This window comes from Enterococcus eurekensis (assembly GCF_042654605.1).
Lineage (GTDB): Bacteria > Bacillota > Bacilli > Lactobacillales > Enterococcaceae > Enterococcus_I > Enterococcus_I eurekensis.
In genome coordinates this window covers 1-3792 of the sequence record NZ_JBHSGT010000030.1, presented here as the reverse complement: position 1 = coordinate 3792, position 3792 = coordinate 1, and the positions used below count along the sequence as shown (strand labels likewise).

At 38.2% G+C, this 3792-nt stretch carries 4 protein-coding genes; 1 reads left to right on the top strand and 3 read right to left on the bottom strand.

All coding sequences use genetic code 11. The annotated features are described in order from the left end of the window. Positions 1–141: 141 nt before the first annotated feature. The gene (locus tag ACFO3L_RS04865; RefSeq protein ID WP_379964419.1) at positions 142–555 is read left to right on the top strand and encodes an NUDIX domain-containing protein; all 414 of its coding nucleotides are present in this window, start codon (positions 142–144) and stop codon (positions 553–555) included. 41 nt (positions 556–596) lie between these two features. Here the strand turns inward: ACFO3L_RS04865 and ACFO3L_RS04860 are convergent, their stop codons facing one another. The 3 genes from ACFO3L_RS04860 to ACFO3L_RS04850 are packed head-to-tail and all read right to left on the bottom strand — an operon-like array spanning position 597 to position 3659. Beyond that, a complete protein-coding gene (locus tag ACFO3L_RS04860; protein WP_379964417.1) occupies positions 597–965 on the bottom strand; it encodes a discoidin domain-containing protein in 369 nt (122 codons plus the stop codon). Beyond that, the gene (locus tag ACFO3L_RS04855) at positions 962–2002 is read right to left on the bottom strand and encodes an alpha-L-fucosidase (protein ID WP_379964415.1); all 1041 of its coding nucleotides are present in this window, start codon (positions 2000–2002) and stop codon (positions 962–964) included. The genes ACFO3L_RS04860 and ACFO3L_RS04855 overlap by 4 nt, the downstream gene beginning before the upstream one ends. 1 nt (position 2003) lies before the next feature. Continuing rightward, positions 2004–3659, bottom strand: coding sequence for a DUF4091 domain-containing protein (locus ACFO3L_RS04850; protein WP_379964413.1), 1656 nt, complete (start codon positions 3657–3659; stop codon positions 2004–2006). Positions 3660–3792: the final 133 nt, after the last annotated feature.

Genomic DNA, 3792 nt, shown 5'->3' with positions numbered 1-3792 from the left:
CGACCTCCAAAAGTTAGATTTTTAGGTCTAACTTTTGGGGGTCGGCTCACACACTGGAGGTTTTGATTTATTCTTTTCTTTCTCTATTTTCTTTGGATAATACTGCTATACTGTTTATAAATCCATTAATCGGAAGGTCCTATGAAAAAAAGAGCTGGAGTCATTATTTACAATCAAATGAAAAAAACGATTCTTCTTATCAAAAGAATTAAGTACAATCAAACATACTGGGTCATTTCTGGAGGAACTGTTGAAGCAGATGAATCCTTTATTGATGCTGCTTTACGAGAAGCAGCGGAAGAACTAAATTTAAACAATCTCAAGTCATCCGATCTAACTCCATTTTTTAACATGAATATTGATACTGTTGAACATCAATATTACTTATATATAACAAATCAACAACTAGAAGTTCAAATCGTTGGAGAAGAGCTCAATCGTATGACTCCGAGTAATCGATACTTTTTAGAATGGATTTTCCTTTCAGAAATTGAGTCACTCAATCTCAAACCAGAGGAGTGTATTCCCTTCGTCACCCAACTCGTACATGTTTAAAAATAGACTTGCCAGTAGTGAGGCTACAGGCAAGTCTATTTTTAATTGAGATTGATTTGTGTAATTGTTGGCGCTCCACGAAAGGCATCGAAAACGACTCGAATTTTTTTCGTTTGAATCGGTGCAAATTCTAAAATCTTTTGATAACCAATCATCGTCCCTTTCGTCGCAATTTTATACTCACCAGCTTCTTCATAGTAAACCGTAAAAGCTTCCACACGTTGACTTGCTTGAATCGCTTCTTTCAGAACAATTCGATGCAGCAACTGTTCGGTCTCCCAAACAACTTCAATCCATGGTGCTTGATCGTCACTTTGACTTTGCCAAAATGGCATCTCGTCGGATAATAAATCATTCAACTGAATCTCTGACACAGCCGAAGAAACGTTTAATTTTGCTTGCTTAATCACTGATTGATCTTTAACTTGTTGAATTTTTCAGCTAATTTTTTTAAGACTTCAAGGTCATTTTCATGAATCACTCCAGCTGTATTCGGTGGGATATTCAGTAAAAAGGTGCTGTTGCCACCAACGGTCTTCAAGTACATTTGATAGAGTTCGTCCACATTGCGTACTTGATTGTCTTCTTCTGGATGATAGAACCAACCTGGACGAATCGATGTATTGACCTCAGCTGGGAACCAAACAAGTTCACCTTGATAGTTTTCTAATGCCTGACGACTACCTAAATCTTCATCGCCTGAAGTTAATTTACGTGAAAATTGGCCATCATCAATTTGCTGTGAATGCTCCGCAATTTTTTCTAAATCTTGTAATTCAATCGGAACGACACTCCACTCTTCTGGACGAGTCTGGCCCGCTTCATTGCCACACCAACGGACATCTGGCCCACAAACACTCATCGCAGCGTTTGGTTGTAGGCGACGCATCACCTCGTAGTACCGTTCCCAGTCGTACGTTCGCTTTTTACCATTTGGGCCTTCCCCATTTGCGCCGTCTAACCAAATACTAAAAATATCACCGTAGTTCGTTAATAGCTCGGTTAATTGTGCCACATAAAAATCATTATAATCCTGGCCACTCCCATAACACGGTTCGTGACGATCCCAAGGCGATAAATAAACCCCAAATTTCAAACCATATTTATGACAAGCATCGGAAACTTCTTTAACTAAATCGCCTGCGCCCTTTTTCCAAGGTGTATTGGCAACCGAATAATCTGTCGTTGCTGTCGGCCATAAACAAAAACCATCATGATGCTTACAAGTCAAAATTACCCCTTGCATTTGCGCTTCTTTCAACTGTTTTACCCAAAGCTCGCCATCTAATTCCATTGGGTTAAATAACTCGAGCGATTCATCGCCAAAGCCCCACTCTAGGTTTGTCATCGTATTAATACCAAAATGGATAAAGCCATAGTATTCCGTTTGTTGCCAAGCAATTTGCCTTGGACTTGGTACCACTTCAATTAATTGATTCACCCTCACGCTACTTTTCCTCCTGTAATGCTGCTAAAGTGCATTGATTTAATAACTCATTGATTTTTTCAATCGCTTGTTGAATTTCTTTGTGGCTTGTTGATTCAAGTGCTATTCGAGCGCCATAAGAATTTTCCGTCCCTTGTGGGAAAATCAATGTTGCCAACGTTTCTTCCAATTCAACCAAACTACTTGGCGATTGTTTTTTTAACTGCTTGTATTTACGAATTTGTGTCATCGCCTCAATTAGCTGTTGATAACGAATCGATAAATATGCTCCTGAACCGCCTTTTTCATGTGGATAAATTAAAAATGGATCGCCACTTTCCCAATACCAATGACTCGCATTTTCTAAAGGATTTTCAACCCACGCATCCAGTGCCCAGCGTAAAAAGCCATCACTTCCATAACTAACTGCATTCCATAAAACCCATTGCGTCTCATAAGGGCTACTATATAAAAACATGCTTGGATAATCGCCCACACAATTATAAATCGAAGTAAACAAACCTTTTTGACGACGTGATTCACACAAGGTATTAAAGGCCGTTCTTGAACCTAAGTGACTTTGTCCAATCGAAACGTCTGCAATTTGATCGAGTAACATTTCATCAAAGTTTTGATAATCCATCGCACAAGATAATTTTAAGCGCTCGCCTAATTGATTTGGATATTGTTCTAGTAAAGCAATGACATGGGCCAATGTTTCAGCCGGTCGTTCATCAATTGCAATATAGGTTTTATCAAACCAACCTTTGGCTTCAATATGAGCCACAAATGCACTTAAAAACTCGCCCCAAATCATTTGCCATTCATTCGAACCAGCTAAATATTGCGCTTGTTGTAACTCATTTTCTTCATTCCAAAAATAAATTTTATCTTCCCAAGGCAACATCGAAAAACATTTGATTTTTTCAGAAATACCCACTTCTAAGTTTAGTTCGACATACTGGTCAAACCAGGTAAAATCATAAGTAAATCCGGATGCTGTTTTTTGCCACTTAATTAAACTTGGATAATCATCGTATGTTTGATGGTTCCATGGATCGTGAATAATAGCAGTCACAATCACATCGCCACCTGCCTGACGGTAACGTACGAGACTTTCTTTTATTCTGGCTAAATGTTCACTGCCAAAATAATTTTCTTCTGAAATGCCATAATAACGTGCAACAGCAAAAGGATACTGCCATAATTCTAACCCAAAGGACTCACTTTCTAAGAATTTCTGCGGTAAAATTTCAAGACTCAAAGGTAACTCTCCTTGCAACACACCATCGATTAATAACTGAATGCGCCCACTTTTAAGACCAGGATCGTAACTTTCAACTTCTAAACAAAACAGTTGTTGCGTTGTTGTTAGACTCGTTTGATTATAAGGTACTAAAATATCATAATAGCTGGTTATTGGGTGGTCAGGAATAACGCCCCATTGACTGCCACGCCCAATGTGCGCGCTCGTTGATTTCACTTGATACAATTGATAACTACAATCACTGAATCCTTCAATTTTCAAAGAAATATTCGTTTGTTCATCAAAAGTTGCTGCAAAATAGTGAAATGATTTTTCGGATTGCCAAAGTACTTGCTTATCTTTTTGTTCAAGCACAAGAAAATCTGCATCCACTCGCAGTTTTTCCTTTAGTGTTACCCAGTTAAAATACATCTTACGTTTCCTCGCTTAATTCGATTATTTTATTACCCCTTAAGCATACTAAAAGCCCTTACAATTATAGTGACCCCCAAAAGTTGGACTTTTTAGGAGAGATTTTATATCTCTCCTTTTTGTATTCACAAAA